Origin of the sequence: Candidatus Amarolinea dominans (genome assembly GCF_016704685.1) — a bacterium.
Classification (GTDB): Bacteria; Chloroflexota; Anaerolineae; order SSC4; family Amarolineaceae; genus Amarolinea; species Amarolinea dominans.
On the sequence record NZ_JADIZS010000002.1, the window covers coordinates 120,720 to 136,022 of the forward strand.

Sequence of the window (15,303 nt, forward strand, 5' to 3'; positions counted from 1 at the left end):
GGGGAGGAATCACCGTGAACAAACTGGGATTTTACATCGAAAACAGCACGGTGCCATTTATCCGTGAGGCATTGGCGTTGATCAAGCCGCCAGTCATTCTGTTTCACGCCGGCGATCGTGGCCTGCTGCGCGAGATTCGCACCAGCCTCTCGCCCGATTCGTTCATCATCGGCCGCCTGTTCGTCACCCTGGACGAGCAGGTGCGCTGGCTGGACGCCAATGATCCTGAGGGCGCCGGCGCCGCCTACGCCGATCGCATTTTGGAGTATGATTTTGGCTACGCCACCGAGCGCGTCAACGGCCGCTTGCTCATCAACGCGTGGATGGGGCCAAATGAAACGCTGCCAGGCCCGGCTTCCTTCAGAAATTACCAGTTAGGCACGCCCCTTGACCGTTACCCGGAGTTTGCCGAGTTTTATCAGCGGCGCAGCCAGGCGCTCGATCGCTTCCAAGCGGCGTTTCGCACGCGCCTGCAGACGGCCGCTATCGAGGCGGTGGCGTTCAACTTTGGCGCCGGCAACTACACAGACGCCTCCCACTACCTGGATTGGTTCCCGCGTACCCTGGAAACCTATCGCTATCTCGGCTTTCATGAGTACGGTTGGCCGGCCCTCATGCCACGCGCCGACACCTCCAGCGCGGCGCTGCTCTACCGCGGCGCGATGCGCGGGATCTGTCAGCGCTACAACAACCGCCACACCGCCATCATCACGGAAGCCGGTCTGGCGCGCATGTACAAAATAGGTGATGGCGGCGATGTGGGCTGGCTCTACTCACCAGACAGCGTGACCCAGGATTCATACTGGGAATCGCTGGACTGGTACAACGACCAGTTGTGCCGCGACACGTACGCGCTGGGCGCCTGTCTGTTCCAGGTGGGCCACGCCGGGCGCTGGGAAACCTTCCGTCACCTGGGCGTGGACAATCAGCAGCGACCGATTACGCTCAGTAACCGGATCGCCACGCTGAAAGACCGCCAGGCGCCGCCGCTCAACCCGGATTGCACAACGCCTGTTGAGTACCCGGCCGACGAATGGCGTCAGGCGCCCGGGTCGGTGACACGACCCGCCTGGACCGATGTTCATGCGTTGCTCCTGCGCAGCCCCACGGTTCGCTACGCCGTGCGTCCGTGGAACACGATCAGGCGTCTCATCATCCACCACACCGTCACCTCTGGCGACATCACGCCCGATCTGATCGCGCGTGCCCAGGTGCAGCAGGGCAAGCCTGGCATCACCTATCATTTCCTGATCCAGGCCAACGGCGCCATCTACCAAACCAACACCCTGCGCACCACGGCCACGCACTGCGGCGCTGACCCTGTCAATGCGGACAGTATCGGCGTCGCGCTGGCCGGCGATTTCAGCGCCGCGCCGCCGCCCGCCCGCCAACTGACCAGCGCCGCCAAACTGTGTGCCTTTCTTCTGCAAGAATTCAACCTGACGACCGACAACATCAACGGACGCAGCGAGGTTGACCCGGGCGTCGCTTCCCCCGGCGCATCATGGCTGCAGGGCGCGGCCTGGAAAAACACGCTGTTCAGCGAGGTGCGCAGCCAGTTCCCGCCGATCGGGCTTACCTGCGATGAGTTGTTGGCCCAGGCGCTCACGGATCTGACGCAGGCGCGTAGCGATTTGACCGCCGCCCTGGAGCGAGCACAGCGCGCCGAAGCCCAGGCCGCGCAGGTGTCCAGCCTCACAGCCGAGGTAACCCGTTTGCAGGCCGATAATCAAAACCTGCGCATGCAACTGACCGATGGCGAGTTGGCCCTGACGCAATATCAGGTGCAGGTTGAAGGTTTGCAGGACCTGACGGGCAATCTGCGCCGCCAGGTGGCAGAACAGCAGACCGCGATCATCGCCCTGCAGGCACAAATTACCGACTTACAGCAGCGGCTGACCGACTGCCTGGCCGGGCAACTCCCGCCAGATGGTGGAGAGCCGCCCAGGCGGTGGTGAGCCGCCAGGCGGTGGTGAGCCGCCAGGCGGTGGTGAGCCGCCAGGCGGTGGTGAGCCGCCAGGCGGTGGTGAGCCGCCAGGCGGTGGTGAGCCGCCAGGCGGTGGTGAGCCGCCAGGCGGTGGTGAGCCGCCAGGCGGTGGTGAGCCGCCAGGCGGTGGTGAGCCGCCAGGTGGTGGTGAGCCGCCAGGCGGCACGCGTCCTGACCTCCGGGATGTCAGCGCGCAGTTGCCCCGCCACGCCACGGCGCGCTATGCCACCCGCAGCCTGAACGCCATCCGGCGCGTGGTGGTACATCATACGGTGACGCGCGACAACGTGACGCCCGAACGCATTGCGCAGGTGCAGATCAGCCAGGGGCGCGCGGGCATCACCTATCACTTCCTGATCACAGGCGATGGTACGATTTTCCAAACGAACGCGCTGGACACCGTGAGCGAGCAGACGGTGACGCCGGCCGTCAACGCAGACGGGGTGGCGGTCGCCTTCGCGGGCAATTTCACCGACGTGCCGCCCACCGCAGCCCAAATCAGCAGCGGCGCGCGCCTGGTGGCCTGGCTGCTGCAAGAACTGAAGCTGACAGCAGACGTTGTCGTGGGCCGCAGTGAACTGGAAAATGTCGGTTCTCCGGGCAGACAGTGGCTTATGGGCGCCCGTTGGAAGGAAATCTTACTGCAAGCGATGCAACAGCTCTGATATACTGGGGTTGCATGACCGCTCACCGGCAACAAATGATTGTTGCGCCGCCCCGCACATGGTTGATGGTGACGAGACGTGCTGACAAACGACGAGGAGCCTGCTCATGCAACCTACCAGCGACGGCGCTATCAACATTCGCCCGATGGGCGACGATCTGGTGACTACGCTCTGTTTGCATCACGGCCCGCTGGCGGCCGCACAGTTGCGTCATTCACCCGACAATGGTGTGGATACGCGCCTGCTGCACCACCCGTGGCCTGATAGCCTGCTCGACGAACTAGCGCCGAGACTGGGCCAGAATTTGGTCTGCCCGCCTGGCGCCTCCAGCGAGCGGCGCGAATTCTTGCGCGAAGTCAACCACCGTTATGGCACCTGTGCCATTCAAGCCTGGCACGACGACAAGATCGTCGGTGTCATTCGTTTCTTTCCCAGCGCACTTTTGCTGCGCATGGGGCGTTATTCGGAAGGCCTACGCCACAGCTGGTTCTGGCCGGCGGTGGAAGCCGATGATCCCGCCAACACCCTCTTCATTCAATGCATCGAGATGGGCGCCCCCACGTTTCAGAGTGGCTTGCTCGCCTTGTCCGACGAAAACAATGAGGATGCCACGGCCTACCAGCGGCGCGGCATCGGCACAGCCTTAGCCCAGGCGCTGGTGACATGGGCCAGAGAACGGGGATGGGCGCGACTGCAAATCGGCGCCGGTCAGGACCTGGACATCATCTATGGCCTGGTAGGAAGCGGTGGACGCACCTTCTGGGAAAAGCTCGGCTTTCGTACACACAAAGAACTGCCGGCGCTGCCGTGGACTACCACGGAGTTGCCGGTGCTCTCGTATCAGGCCAGTAAGGCCCGCATAGGCCTGGACGAGGCCGCACGCCAGTGGTTGATGGTACTGGATCTGTGATTTGAGCAAAAACAAAAGAGGCGGGTCGAGTGACCCGCCTCTTTTTATGACGGTGTTCAGGTGTGCGACCGAGCACCCCGACTGCGGTCAGGAGACCTTGTCGAACGGCGAGTCTCCGTCCCAACGCATGGCCCGGATCGGCACGCCGCTCAGCCAGCGCACCAGGGTGTTGCCCAGGAGCCATTTCAGGCGCAAAACCCATGGGATTTCGCCAAAACCGGCCAGGCGAAAGCCAAAGCGCTCGTAGAAGCTGACCCGGTAGGCCGGGCACTCCAGGAACAGCGGCGGTGTGCCCTGGGCCAACAACGCCCGCATCAAGGCAGCGCCCACGCCGCGCTTACGATACGCCGACCGCACCACCATGCTACCCAATTCACGCAGCCCCGGATAGGGCCGAATCTGACCGCAACCCACCACCTGCCCATCCACCTCAGCCAGCAAGAAGTTCTGCCAGTGCAGATTCGTCGGGTCGAGCCGGGCCTTCGCCACCATGTGGCGGATCAGCGCCTGCTCGTCGGCGCGTGCGGGTCGCACCTGCATGACTGTGACGGACGGTTCGCTGGCGGGTGACATCAGCCGGCTACTTGTTCTTCTGTTTGTACTCTTCCACCAGGCTGCGTCGCAGGACCTTGCCGACCATCGTCTTGGGCAGGGTGTCGCGGAACTCGATGCGCGTAGGCACCTTGTACGCGGCCATGCGCTCCTTGCAGAAGGCCCGTATCTCATCCACGGTGGCGACCATACCGGCCTTGAGCACAATCCACGCGGCTACGGCTTCGCCCTTGTACGCGTCAGGGATACCGGCCACGGCCGCTTCCTGCACGGCCGGATGTTGGCTTAGAACCTCTTCCACCTCACGCGGCCACACCTGGTAGCCACTGGGCTTGATCAGGTCCTTCTTGCGGTCAACGATGAAGACATAGCCGTCCTCATCCAGGTAGCCCAAGTCACCGGTGTGCAGCCAGCGCTCACCGTCGTGCATCTGGATCATCTCGGCAGTGGCATCGGGGCGCCCCCAATAGCCCTTCATGATCTGCGGCGCCTGAAGAATGATCTCACCCACTTCGCCCGTCGGCAGACTGCCCTCGCCCGTCACCCCATCGGCGATGCGGACCGTCATGTCGGGCACTGGCATACCGACCGAGCCGAGCTTGAACTCGCCCTTGTACGGGTTGATGCAGCAGGCCATCATGGCTTCGGTCAGGCTATAGCCCTCGACGATGCGGCCGCCTGTCAGTTTCTCGAAGGCCATCTTGGTTTCGGCCAGCAGGGGCGCCGCGCCAGAGATGCATGCCTTCATCGAGCGGAAGTCAATCTTGCCTTCCTTGACCTCAGGGTTGTTGAGGAGCGCGATATAGAGTGTGGGTACGCCGATGAAGAAGGCCGGCTTGGTCTTGCCAATCGTCTCGGCCAGGTCCTTGACGTCACGCGGGTCGGGGACCAGCGCCAGCGGGAAATGTCCATACAGGCTAGTGCTGAGCGCGCCGCCATTGCCAAAGACATGAAACAGCGGCAACGGCAGGCAGAAGTAGCTATCCCAGTCCACGAGGGCATCCTTGAACCAGGTGCGGATCTGTTTGCCGGCCGCCAACAGGCCACCATGCGTGCCGATTGCCACCTTGGGGATGCCGGTGGTGCCACCGGTGCCCAGGAGCAGCGCGTCGTCATCTGGCGTTATCGGCACGTTCGGTCGCGGCTTGCCGACCTGCGCCGCCAACAATTCGGGAAGGTAGTGGTCGCCGGTTGCCGGTGTCACCTGGTGCCCGGCCTTCTTCTCACGGAGAGCGATGAACAGCAGGCGTAACACAAAGGGCAAATACTCGCGGATGCGGGTGGGAATGACGTATTCCAACTTCGTCTTGGACTGAATCGCCTTGACGCGTGCGTAGAAGGGCGTCAACACCAGCATGACGCGTGCGCCGCTGGTGTTGAGCAGCTCCTCCAGTTCACGTTCGGTGTAGAGTGGGTTCAGGGGTGCATAGACCGCGCCGACCTTCCAACAGCCCAACTGGGCAATGACAGCCTGGGGCGAATTGACGAGCAGTGAAGACACCGGCTCGCCCTTTTTCACGCCCATGGCGATCAGAGCATTGGCAAACTGATTGCTCAACTCGTCCATTTGTCCCCAGCTCAAGGTGGTACCCTTGAACCAGACTGCCGCGGCATCCGGGCGTTGCCTGACCGCCTCATCCAGCTTGTCCAAAAGGGTGCCGGAGTAGGGGGCCGCCGTCGCCGGAATGCCCTCATCATAGTGCGCTAACCAGGGTTTTTCGTTCACGTTGCCTCCTGAAGAAATCGTTCACGTCCAAGCCCCAACAGGGGCGGCGAACTTACACACGACTGCTGAGCAGCAGCCTGACCTGCGCGGGGGGCACTTCCTGCCACTGGCCTGGCTGCAAATCTCCAATTTCGAATGGCCCGATGCTCACGCGCACCAGGCGTAAGGTTGGAAAGCCCACGGCTGCTGTCATCTTGCGCACCTGCCGGTTACGTCCTTCGGTGAGCGTGATACGCAGCCAGGCTGTTGGCACCGACAGCCGAAAACGAATCGGTACGGGGCGTTCCCACAAGATCGGCGCTGCGTCGAGCAATTCCACCTGCGCCGGTTGCGTGCGCCGGCCCTCGATGACAACGCCCTGGCGCAGACTCAGCAGCGCGGCTGCATCGGGAATGCGTTCGACCTGCGCCAGGTAGGTCTTGGGCTGCTTGCACGCGGGCTGCGCCAGGCGATGAATCAGATCGCCATCGTTCGTCAGCAGCAAGAGTCCTTCGCTGTCTGTATCCAGGCGGCCGGCTGCGTACATAGCGGCCACCGGAAACCAATCGGCCAGGGTCGGGCGTCCGGCCGGATCTGTAAACTGACACAGCACGCCATAGGGCTTGTTCAGCAGAAAATAGCGTGCGCCCCTCATCACTTCTGGCGCAGTACCGGCGAATCGAACCACAGTCCGCTGACCAGATGATCGGGTGTGCCGTCGTTGAAAACCACGCGCACGGTCACACCGTCTTCGTTGGCAAAACTGGCCGTATAGGTGACACGGATGAACGCACCGGTATCTTCGACCAGGGCGACTTCCCGCGCCTGATACGCGCCGAGCTTAGCGCCGATGCTGCTAAGTATGCCCTGAAACGCGGCCTCGGTCATCGCCTTCTGCATCGGTTCGTCGAAGTGCCGCGCAAAGCGGGCGTAATCGGCTTCGTTCATGCCGGCCAGCAGGTTGTCGGTCATCGGCTCGCTGTAGGCCAGGACCGCCTCGCGGTCCTGGCCACTCAACGTCACGGTTTGCGCACCGCTGCAGGCGCTCAAACCAATGGCCATCACCAGCGCAAGCACCAGCCATGACCCGTGTCTCTTGCCATTCATGCAATTCATGTGATGTAAATATCCTACCTCCATTCCAGAATCGAATTCCCCGGAATCGCATTCACGTCATCGGAGGTCACCACAAGCCTGGCTTAACCGGCTAGCCGGGGTAGCGATAGAATCCTTCGCCCGACTTGCGTCCCAGCCGGCCGGCCTGCACCATCTTGCGCAGGAGGATGGGGGAGCGATAGCGGGCATCGCGATAGTTGTCATAGAGGGCGTCGAGCACATTCAGCATGACATCCAGGCCCACCAGGTCCGCCAATTCCAGTGGCCCCATCGGAAAGTTGTAACCCAGGCGCATGGCCTTGTCTAACGCGTCGCGTTCGGCCACGCCTTCCTGCAAGGCGAAGATGGCCTCGGCCACGTACATCAGCCCGATACGCGTGGTGATGAAGCCCGGATAGTCCTTGACGATGACCGGGTCTTTGCCGGCCTGGCGTGTGAACGCTTCCACCGCAGCGACAGTAGCCGGTGTCGTGTCCAGGCCGGGGATGATTTCGACGAGGGTCATCAACGGGGCAGGGTTGAAGAAATGAATACCAATGGCCCGGCCAGGATAGCCCAAAACACTCGCGATCTCGGTGATGGGCAGGGAACTCGTATTGCTACCCAAGATGGTTGTTGATGCGACCAGCGTCTCGATCTGACGAAACAACTCCTGTTTGAGGCTGATCTGTTCGGGCGCGGCCTCGATCACCAGATCGGCGCCGCGCGTCGCATCGGCCAATTGGTCATGATAAGACAGGCAGGCCTGGGCCGCGTCAGCCTCGGTCTGGGTCAAACGCTGTTTGGTCAGCGCCCGGCTGAGGGTGTGCGCATGGTAGTTCCGCGCCTTGTGCAGTGCGGAGGCAAACGGATCGTACAGACGCGTGTCTGCGCCGGCCAGGGCACTGACGTAGGCAATGCCGCTGCCCATGGTACCGGCGCCCACCACACTGACGACCTTGATCATCGCCCCGCACCCTTTCTGTCCTACGGACCTCAAACTGACCCCGTGAGGGCCTACCGTGTTCGTTTGATTACTGTAATCTTACTGTAATCTTACTGTAATCTTATTGTACACAGTTTTTTCCAAACAAGCAACCTGTCACGTCACAGCGCGTCATAAGTCAGTATGCTCGTGCAAAGATAACTGCTCAGGCGGCCCCCTGCCCCCCAATCCTGGGGGGGAAAGCGTTCGGCTCCCCCAAAATTGGGGGGCAGGGGGCACTTGCGACGTTGACCGAACGGCGTTCTGCCGGTACAATGCACGGTGCGGCCCTGACCGATGACCCAATGCACGGCGCCCTCGACCGGCGCCCGATGACGTGTGACGAATCAGTACATGCAGAGGAAAAAAGTCGTCTTGAAACAATCGCTGTGGCAAAAGCACATTGCTATCACGCAAGAACATGGTTCGTGGGTATTTCTCTTCAGCCCGCTGCTGATCGGACTGTTTGCCGGCGCCCGCTGGACGGCCGCCTCAGGCTGGCTGATCGTAGCCGCGTTGGCCGTCTTCCTGTTTCGCCAGCCGTTGACGGTCATCGTCAAGGTGTGGAGTAAGCGTCGTGGCCCGCAGGACCTGGCGCCGGCCTGTTTCTGGAGCGCATTCTACGGTTTGCTGGCCTTGATCGGCCTGGCAGGGCTGTGGTGGGAGGGCCAGGCGCAGCTTGCCATCCTGGCCCTGCCGGGTCTGCCTGTCTTTGTGTGGTATCTGTACCTGGTAGCCCGCCGCGCCGAGCGGCGTCAACTCGGCGTCGAGATCGTAGCCAGCGGTGTGCTGGCGCTTGCGGCCCCGGCTGCCTACTGGATTGGCCGCGGGGCGCCGGATCCGATGGGCTGGTGGCTTTGGGCGCTGGCCTGGTTTCAGTCGGCCGCTTCCATCGTCTATGCCGGCCTGCGTCTGGAGCAGCGCCCGTGGAAGACGCTGCCATCCGTGCGCCAGCGCCTGCGTGTGGCCGCTCGCGCCCTGGCCTATACCTGGTTCAACCTGGTGGCCGTGACCGCGCTGGTGCTGACCGACGTGCTCCCGACCTTGCTACCCCTGCCCTTTCTGCTGCAGGCGGTGGAGACCGTCTACGGCACGCTGCGGCCGGCAGCCGGGGTCAAACCGACACGCATCGGTGTGCGCCAGTTGATCGTCAGTACGCTCTTTACCGTGCTCTTCATCGTGGCCTGGCGCCTGTCAGCGGACGCTTCTTGACGCGCTGCCAAACTTCAGGCCACCGGTTGTTTGCCTAGCGGTTCGCGGCCGGTAAATCGCGACGATGTCCCTGCGGCGGTGTATTCAGGCCCTCGACCTGGGTGCTCTCGCCGCTCATCTGAGTGGTGCGGCCCTGCAACGCGCCAAATACATAGTCAAGGCTCTGCGTGGCCGTCGCGGAGTCCATCCCGGTGCGCTGCGCCAGCTCGCTGGCCAGACCAGATCGCTTCAGGTAGCCCGGTTCGATGCGCGTGCCTTGCTGGAACATGTCGCGCAGCGCGCCGCTGTCCGGGCGGGTTTGCTTGCGTGGCCGGCCGGTTTTTGTCTGTGATGCAGCGGCAGCCGCCTGACGTTTGCGTGACGAGGTAGTACTGGTCGCCGTGCTGCTGCCGCCGAGCAGTTTCTCCAGCACGAACGTCACGACCATCTGTGCAACGGCCGGAGGCAAACCGATCTTGGCGGCCAGGCCCTCGATGATGCCCGCAAATTCCCGGTTGCCACCCAGGACCTGAACCAGGACTTGCGCAAGGCCGCCCGCACCCGCACTTCCCGGCGTCTGCGAAACGCCAGGTGTGGCTCCCGCACCACCAAGCAGGCCGCCCAGAATGTCCTCCAGCCCGCCGCTGCCTGGCTGCTGCGCACCGCCCGCGCCGCCGAGCAAGCCGCCGAGAATCCCTGCGAGCGGATCATCACCCGCGGCGCCTGGTTGCTGCGCACCGCCCGCGCCGCCGAGCAAGCCACCGAGAATCCCTGCGAGCGGATCATCACCCGCGGCGCCTGGTTGCTGCGTAGCGCCCGCGCCGCCGAGTAAGCCGTCGAGAATCCCTGCGAGCGGATCATCGTTAGTCCCAGTCCCAGTTCCCGCGGGCTGATTGCCGCGCGGCGCCAACATTGCCTGTAAAAGGTCGTTTATGTTCATGACTCAGTCTCCTTTGATCCAAGTACAAACCATGATACCAGCATAACCTTACAGGTGCAATAACGCGCGACAAGAGATCGCAAATCGAACGCGGCTGAGGATGCAAAAAAAGCGGTTTGGCGCGATAATAAGGAACGAGAATTAAATAAGTGTCCGAACATAGCCACCCCGTGGGCCGTTAAACCAGATAATTGAAAAATTCTCGTTCCTAAGGACAACATTTGGACCACCCCCACACGACCATGAGGAGCAGGGGAATGACATCACCATCCACGATCGAACAGACGGCGGACGCGGTGCGTCGCGCACTGGCGAGCTATCCGCCGTTTCGACATGCGGCCGCGGAGACCGCCGTCAAGACCAGTGCAGACAGAATTGAGTTGTACGGCTTTGTGCGCAGCGAGGCGATTGCGAACAGCGCGCTGGCGCTGGCCCGTGCCACGGCCGGCAATGTCGCGGTGACGAGCAAGCTGATCGTTGACAACGTTCTGGAGATGGAAGCATCTCAGCGCCTGGCCGCCGACAGCCGCACGGCTGCATTTCCGCTGCGTGTCAACGCCTACCTGGGACGCATCACGATTGTGGGCGTCTTACCGGCGGCGGCACGCAAAACAGCTTTAGACATCGTGCAGGGCATCCCCGGGTGCGGGCCGTGGAGGAGGAGGAAATGCCTCTGACCCCGGTCGAACAACCGGTTGCCAGCCTGTTCAGCGCACTGACCTCACCTGCCTGATTCAGCGGGCATGGCCTTGCGCCCGCGCAGCATCAAGGTGACAGCCAAGTAAACAGGGCACAGGCCTGGAACCGATCCAGGTCATCTGTAAGCAAGAATCGAAAACGGAGGGCTGAACGCCCTCCGTTTTCTGTTGTTTTCTGACAGAATTGACACCTTGCCAGACGCCAGGTTCATGCACCCTTAATGTTGACCCGTTATCCTGATTATCTGTCATGGGGTCATCTATGTTGAAGAACAAACTATTCTTATCTTTTCTTGCTGTTTCGTTCATGCTGGCAGCCCTCCTGGCCGGCCTGACGACTTTCCCCAATTCCGTGTTAGCCGGTGCAGCCGCAGCGCATCAGCCGGAAAAAGACGTACTACCAGGCAGGGATGGGCCACAGCCCGCAGCCCATGCCATCTCTCCCGGCATCTACGCGTTCGAGGATTTCGGCCATCTCGATCCACGGCGTTTTCCCATCAAGGGCAGCAACATTATCTTCGAATGGAAATATCTCAACCCGGCGCCGGGCGTCTACGATTGGAGTAGTATTGACAGTTGGCTGCAGACCGAAGCCGGCTGGGGCCTGCCGGGCGGCATGGGCATCACGACCTATTCGGGCATTTGCTGCGGCGGCAACATGGTGCCGCACTGGGTCTATGTCGAACACCCCAGCGCCCGCCTGACCTGCGACCAGGGCTGGACCATTCCCAAGACCTGGGATGCCACCTACCAGGCCGCGTACGGTGAGTTCATCCAGGCGCTGGCCGCACGTTACGACGGCGATCCTCGCCTGGCCTGGGTGGAGATGGGCGTCGGCACGTTCGGTGAAACGCACCCAACCGACGCCGATTTTCAGGCCTGCGCCATCGCCGCCGGGCTGACCTCCGACCTGTGGGTGCATGCGGTTGAATCCATCACGGACCTCTACGCCAACGCCTTTCAGCGCACGCCCCTGCTGCTGCAAATGGCGTCTGTCTTTCAGCACGATACCGAACGACGCCAGTTTGCGGACTACGCGGCCAGCCGGGGCATCGGCCTGAAGCACAACGGCATGCTGCCCGACAACGACGGCGTGGTCTACGATAATCCCGCCTACAGCTTTTATCAGGCCGGCGCGTTCGACCTGATGAATAAATGGGGCGACCGCGTACCGATTGGCTGGGAAAGCTACGATTATCTGATCACCGGCTTGACCGGCACCACCTGGGGCATCTTCAACGGCCTGGACAAGCACGCCGACTACATGGTCCTGGCCAGCGACATCACCACCGACCCCGACCGCCGCGCCATTCTTGACTTCGCCAACGCGCACTTAGGCAGCAGCCTGCTGGATACGCCAGGCGTGTGGGTGGCTCTGCGCGAGACGGAACGAACCTGGTATCCCGATCGCGGCAACTACGAATTCTGGCTGTGGCAGAACGATGAGGCGCCCGGCGGCCGCAGCACGCCGCTTTGGAACAGCGGCCCCGCGCCGCAGGGGCGCTACACGCGGCGCACCGACGCACCGGCCAATCCCTATCTCTACTTCGACATCGCCGATGGCTACGTGGCCCTGCATGACGGCGAGGCGCTGGACATCAGCGTGACCTACCTGGATACGGGCGCCGACACCTGGGAGTTGGAATATCCCACCGCCGCCACCCTCTACCAGGGCGCAGGGCAGGTGCGCAAGACCAACACGGCCACCTGGAAGACCGTCACCTTCACCGCGACCGGCGCCAGATTCAATAATCAGCAGCCGGGCGGCGGCGAGCATCCCGGCAGCGATTTTCGCCTGCACAGCCGCGGCGACGGCAACGAAACCATCCATCTGGTGCAGGTCAAACCGCACAACGCCACAACGCCGCCGCAAACGGTATCGCTCACCTTGCAGCAGGGGCGGGTGTTGGACAACGGGCGGGCGTACGCGGGCAATCGCGACACGGCGCTGAGTGCAGCCTTTGCCACGCGTAACTTTGGCGCCAATGACGTGCTGGGTGTGCGCGGGAACAACGCCGGCGTCGTCCTGCTGGCCTTTGACTTGGAGACGCTGCCCAAAGAGGCGCCGGTGGTCGTGGCGACCCTGCGCCTGGCCGTGGCCGGACGCACAGCGCCGGGCGAAATCACGCTGAGCGCCAGCCGGCTGCTGCGCCCCTGGGCCGACCGCTACGCCACCTGGCAGCAGGCCGCGGCCGGCTCGCCCTGGACTGAGCCGGGCGCCAACGGCCTGGGCAGCGACCGCCGCGCTGCGCCGGAAAGCAGCGGCCCGGCCGGCGATACCGCCACCTGGGTTGAACTGGACGTCACCGCGGCGGTGCGCGCCTGGCAGGCCGATCCGTTGACCAATCGCGGGCTGGCGCTCTTCAGCGCAGACAGCAATGCGACCCAGGTCAATTTTGCCAGCGCCGAATGGCCCCAAATGGAACAGCGCCCGCAGTTGGTCATCCGCTATGTGCTGCCGGATGGGGCGCCTACCCCAACGCCGACGCCGACGGCCAGCCCCACCAGCACTGGCGTGGCGCCAACGGCCACGGCCACCGCCACGCCCACCCCACGCGTGCGCACCTTGCAGCAGGGCCTCAGCGGCTACAGCAGCGTCATTGACACGTACATCAGCAGTTGGAGCCCGAACGGCATTTTCGAGGGGCAAACCAAGCTGGTCGTACGCCATCCTGACGAATTTGCCGCCCTGATCTACTTCGACCTGGCGGGTCAACTGCCGGCCAACGCTCAGATTCGCAAGGCAGAGCTGAAGCTCTTTTCGACCGCGGCCACGGTTGACACCGGATTCTATCTGCGCGCTTATGACCTGTATCGTAACTGGTCAGTCTGGCAGGTCACGTGGCTGCAAGCGCACAGCGGAACGCCCTGGGGACTGCCTGGCGCCAACGACACCATGACCGATCGCTCGCCCGAAGCCGAAGACTGGGGCCACGTCTTCGGCGCCAACACCTGGGCGCGCCTGGAGCTGACCGAGATCGTGCAACGCTGGGCGCAAGATCCCGGCAACAACCGTGGCCTGGTGCTGAAGTCATTTGCCAATCGCAACGTGCAGTATGAATTCGCCAGCAGCGAATGGCCGGATATCACCTATCGCCCCTCGCTGCGTATCGAATACCTGCTGCCGGGCGACATGCCGACCGTGACGGCGACCGCCACGGCCTGTGTGGCCTGCACGCCCACCGCGACCCCAACCGCCACGCGTACCGCCACCCGCACCGTCACCCCGACGCGCACGCCGACGCCTGGCCCGACCGCGACGCCGACCGCCACGCCCACCGTTGGCCCCAGCGCGACGCCAACGCCGACGCCCAGCGTGACGCTGACGCCGACGCGCACACCCACGCCGACGCGGACGCCCACGCCACAACCGACCGCCGCCCCAACCACGGTCACGCTTCAGCAGGGCCTGGAAAACTATGGCGGCGCGGCCGATGCCACGCTGCACAGTTGGTATCCCAGCAGCAACTTTGGCGCGGCGCCGGCCTTGACTTTGCGCACGGGCGATGGCGCACACGCCGCGCTGCGCTTCGATCTCAGCGCCCTGTCCGGGCTGAACGCCGCAGCCGAGATCATCAGCGCCCGCCTGGAGATTTTCGCCAGCAGCCAGAGCAACAGCGCCGCGCAGACATTGACCGCCTACGCGCTTCTACGACCCTGGGACGAGGATGCCGTCACCTGGCTGGCGCCGCGTGCCGGGGAGACCTGGCAGACGTCTGGCGCCAGTGGTGCGGCCGACCGGGGCGTCACGCCGTTGGCCGTGGCGCAGACGGCCGGCGTGGGCGCCTGGGTCAACTTCGACCTGACCGCCGCGGTGGCGCAGTGGGCGGCCAATCCGGCGGGCAACTACGGTGTGCTGATCAGCGCCGGCGGCAGCACGCAGGTGGAGTGGGGCTACGCCAGCGCGCAGGCGGCGTCCGTCGCACAGCGCCCCAAGCTGACGATCACCTACCGCCCGCGGCTGACGGCGCCACAAACGGTCACAATCCAGACCGGCAGCGGCGCCAGTCTCAACCAGTGGTTCCCGGACACCAATTACGCCAGCGATGCCATGCTCAGTCTGCGCGCACCGGCCATCGCCAGCGTGCTCCTGCGCTTCGATCTCGCCGGCGCGCTGCCCGTTGGCAGTACGATTGTCAGCGCCACACTGGCCCTCTACGCGGACAGCAGTACGAACCAGTTTGCCCTGACCGGAGAGGTTTTTCAACTGCTGCGACCGTGGGTGAGCGCCGAGGCTACCTGGAATCGGGCCAGCGCGGCCGCGGCCTGGCAGCTGGCGGGTGCGCAGGGCGCCAGCGATCGCCTGACGCCCGCGCTGGCGAGCGCCGAGGTCAATGGGGTGGCGCGTTGGTTTACCTGGAATGTGACCGGCCTGGTGACCGCCTGGCAGGGGACGCCTGCATCCAACCTGGGACTGCTGCTGGAAGCCAGCGGTCAGGCGCAGGTGCAGTACAATCTCGCCTCGCCTCTGTGGGGCGTGCCGTCGCAGCGGCCCAAACTGACGATCGTGTACCTGGAGCCGTAGAAACCAGGCTGCCGAGGCTTTGCGGTAGATTTTCGCCACGAATTTCACGA

14 protein-coding genes are annotated in these 15,303 nt (G+C 63.5%); 7 read left to right on the forward strand and 7 right to left on the reverse strand.

From position 1 onward, the window contains the following. The first annotated feature begins 14 nt into the window (after positions 1 to 14). From IPF85_RS02135 to IPF85_RS02150, 4 genes are all read left to right on the forward strand, one after another. On the forward strand, positions 15 to 1,958 hold the full coding sequence (locus tag IPF85_RS02135) for an N-acetylmuramoyl-L-alanine amidase (protein ID WP_343406415.1): 1,944 nt from the start codon (positions 15 to 17) through the stop codon (positions 1,956 to 1,958). After that, positions 1,952 to 2,227 carry a hypothetical protein gene (locus tag IPF85_RS02140; RefSeq protein ID WP_343406416.1) on the forward strand — a complete coding sequence of 92 codons (276 nt, stop codon included), beginning with the start codon at positions 1,952 to 1,954 and terminating at the stop codon, positions 2,225 to 2,227. Before IPF85_RS02135 ends, IPF85_RS02140 begins: the two co-directional genes overlap by 7 nt. Continuing rightward, positions 2,185 to 2,652, forward strand: a complete 468-nt coding sequence (locus IPF85_RS02145; RefSeq protein ID WP_343406417.1) for a peptidoglycan recognition family protein — start codon at positions 2,185 to 2,187, stop codon at positions 2,650 to 2,652. Before IPF85_RS02140 ends, IPF85_RS02145 begins: the two co-directional genes overlap by 43 nt. A 106-nt stretch (positions 2,653 to 2,758) precedes the next feature. Next, the gene (locus IPF85_RS02150) at positions 2,759 to 3,562 is read left to right on the forward strand and encodes a GNAT family N-acetyltransferase (protein WP_343406418.1); all 804 of its coding nucleotides are present in this window, start codon (positions 2,759 to 2,761) and stop codon (positions 3,560 to 3,562) included. Positions 3,563 to 3,649: 87 nt separating this feature from the next. Here IPF85_RS02150 and IPF85_RS02155 read toward each other — a convergent pair whose 3' ends face one another. From IPF85_RS02155 to IPF85_RS02175, 5 genes are all read right to left on the reverse strand, one after another. Beyond that, the gene (locus IPF85_RS02155; protein WP_343406419.1) at positions 3,650 to 4,135 is read right to left on the reverse strand and encodes a GNAT family N-acetyltransferase; all 486 of its coding nucleotides are present in this window, start codon (positions 4,133 to 4,135) and stop codon (positions 3,650 to 3,652) included. Positions 4,136 to 4,142: 7 nt separating this feature from the next. Further along, entirely contained in the window at positions 4,143 to 5,840 is a 1,698-nt protein-coding gene (locus IPF85_RS02160; protein ID WP_343406420.1) for an AMP-binding protein, read from the reverse strand. A gap of 52 nt (positions 5,841 to 5,892) precedes the next feature. Further along, positions 5,893 to 6,474, reverse strand: a complete 582-nt coding sequence (locus IPF85_RS02165) for a pseudouridine synthase (protein ID WP_343406421.1) — start codon at positions 6,472 to 6,474, stop codon at positions 5,893 to 5,895. Beyond that, positions 6,474 to 6,935 carry a DUF3887 domain-containing protein gene (locus IPF85_RS02170; RefSeq protein ID WP_343406422.1) on the reverse strand — a complete coding sequence of 154 codons (462 nt, stop codon included), beginning with the start codon at positions 6,933 to 6,935 and terminating at the stop codon, positions 6,474 to 6,476. The genes IPF85_RS02165 and IPF85_RS02170 overlap by 1 nt, the downstream gene beginning before the upstream one ends. Before the next feature lie 91 nt (positions 6,936 to 7,026). Then, positions 7,027 to 7,881 carry a 3-hydroxyacyl-CoA dehydrogenase family protein gene (locus IPF85_RS02175; protein ID WP_343406423.1) on the reverse strand — a complete coding sequence of 285 codons (855 nt, stop codon included), beginning with the start codon at positions 7,879 to 7,881 and terminating at the stop codon, positions 7,027 to 7,029. 393 nt (positions 7,882 to 8,274) lie between these two features. Between IPF85_RS02175 and IPF85_RS02180 the strand changes: the two genes are divergently transcribed. Beyond that, positions 8,275 to 9,111: a YwiC-like family protein gene (locus IPF85_RS02180; RefSeq protein WP_343406424.1), complete on the forward strand. Its 837-nt coding sequence runs from the start codon at positions 8,275 to 8,277 to the stop codon at positions 9,109 to 9,111. A 34-nt stretch (positions 9,112 to 9,145) separates the two neighbouring features. Here IPF85_RS02180 and IPF85_RS02185 read toward each other — a convergent pair whose 3' ends face one another. Then, the gene (locus tag IPF85_RS02185; RefSeq protein WP_343406425.1) at positions 9,146 to 10,030 is read right to left on the reverse strand and encodes a hypothetical protein; all 885 of its coding nucleotides are present in this window, start codon (positions 10,028 to 10,030) and stop codon (positions 9,146 to 9,148) included. A 257-nt stretch (positions 10,031 to 10,287) separates the two neighbouring features. Between IPF85_RS02185 and IPF85_RS02190 the strand changes: the two genes are divergently transcribed. After that, positions 10,288 to 10,707, forward strand: coding sequence for a BON domain-containing protein (locus tag IPF85_RS02190; protein WP_343406426.1), 420 nt, complete (start codon positions 10,288 to 10,290; stop codon positions 10,705 to 10,707). Between the two features lie 57 nt (positions 10,708 to 10,764). Here the strand turns inward: IPF85_RS02190 and IPF85_RS02195 are convergent, their stop codons facing one another. Continuing rightward, positions 10,765 to 11,037, reverse strand: a complete 273-nt coding sequence (locus IPF85_RS02195; protein WP_343406427.1) for a hypothetical protein — start codon at positions 11,035 to 11,037, stop codon at positions 10,765 to 10,767. Between IPF85_RS02195 and IPF85_RS02200 the strand changes: the two genes are divergently transcribed. Beyond that, a complete protein-coding gene (locus IPF85_RS02200) occupies positions 11,036 to 15,253 on the forward strand; it encodes a DNRLRE domain-containing protein (RefSeq protein WP_343406428.1) in 4,218 nt (1,405 codons plus the stop codon). The two genes, IPF85_RS02195 and IPF85_RS02200, sit on opposite strands and share 2 nt — an antisense overlap. Positions 15,254 to 15,303 lie beyond the last annotated feature (50 nt).

Bases quoted from the DNA above. Each gene is read 5' to 3' on its own strand.
- IPF85_RS02150 (WP_343406418.1), top strand. From the start codon at position 2,759: ATGCAACCTACCAGCGACGGCGCTATCAACATTCGCCCGATGGGCGAC.
- IPF85_RS02155 (WP_343406419.1), bottom strand. From the start codon at position 4,135: ATGTCACCCGCCAGCGAACCGTCCGTCACAGTCATGCAGGTGCGACCC.
- IPF85_RS02165 (WP_343406421.1), bottom strand. From the start codon at position 6,474: ATGAGGGGCGCACGCTATTTTCTGCTGAACAAGCCCTATGGCGTGCTG.
- IPF85_RS02170 (WP_343406422.1), bottom strand. From the start codon at position 6,935: ATGAATTGCATGAATGGCAAGAGACACGGGTCATGGCTGGTGCTTGCG.
- IPF85_RS02175 (WP_343406423.1), bottom strand. From the start codon at position 7,881: ATGATCAAGGTCGTCAGTGTGGTGGGCGCCGGTACCATGGGCAGCGGC.
- IPF85_RS02185 (WP_343406425.1), bottom strand. From the start codon at position 10,030: ATGAACATAAACGACCTTTTACAGGCAATGTTGGCGCCGCGCGGCAAT.
- IPF85_RS02190 (WP_343406426.1), top strand. From the start codon at position 10,288: ATGACATCACCATCCACGATCGAACAGACGGCGGACGCGGTGCGTCGC.
- IPF85_RS02200 (WP_343406428.1), top strand. From the start codon at position 11,036: ATGCTGGCAGCCCTCCTGGCCGGCCTGACGACTTTCCCCAATTCCGTG.
- IPF85_RS02195 (WP_343406427.1), bottom strand. From the start codon at position 11,037: ATGAACGAAACAGCAAGAAAAGATAAGAATAGTTTGTTCTTCAACATA.